Source organism: Roseisolibacter agri, from assembly GCF_030159095.1.
Classification (GTDB): domain Bacteria; phylum Gemmatimonadota; class Gemmatimonadetes; order Gemmatimonadales; family Gemmatimonadaceae; genus Roseisolibacter; species Roseisolibacter agri.
Genome location: NZ_BRXS01000023.1, coordinates 1 through 425, shown reverse-complemented (window position 1 = coordinate 425; position 425 = coordinate 1). Strand labels below are relative to the sequence as shown.

General features: G+C 77.9%; 1 protein-coding gene. It reads right to left on the bottom strand.

Features of this window, described 5'->3' with window-relative positions; all coding sequences use genetic code 11:
- Positions 1-425 (bottom strand): RICIN domain-containing protein (locus tag rosag_RS25360; protein WP_284352989.1); only part of this gene is annotated, 425 nt, incomplete at both ends.

Genomic DNA, 425 nt, shown 5'->3' with positions numbered 1-425 from the left:
GCACGACGATCCAGCCGCCGGCGGGCTTGCTGGGGAGGACGAAGTTGCCCGCGTAGGTGGCGCCGTTGGCGAGCGTGATGACGTCGCCCGGCTGGGCGGCGTCGAGGGCGGCCTGCAGGTCGCCGCCGGCCGGCACGGCGATGACGCGGCCGGTCTGCGCGGGCATGCGCGTGTCGACGGTCGCGCGCGGCAGCTCCGGCGTGGTCTCGGTCGTCGGCGCGGGCGACGTCGGGAGGGGCGCCGTCGTGGGGGCGGTCGGGCTGCTGGTCCCGCCCTCGTTCACCGGCGTGCCGCTCGCGGGGGTCGCCAGCACGGTCCAGCGGGCCGACGCCGCCGTGCAGGCGCCCAGCACCGCCCGCGTGTCGTTGGCCGTCGCGTTGTTGGCCGTCGTCAGGCAGGCCCCCGACGCCGCGTTCTGCAGCGTG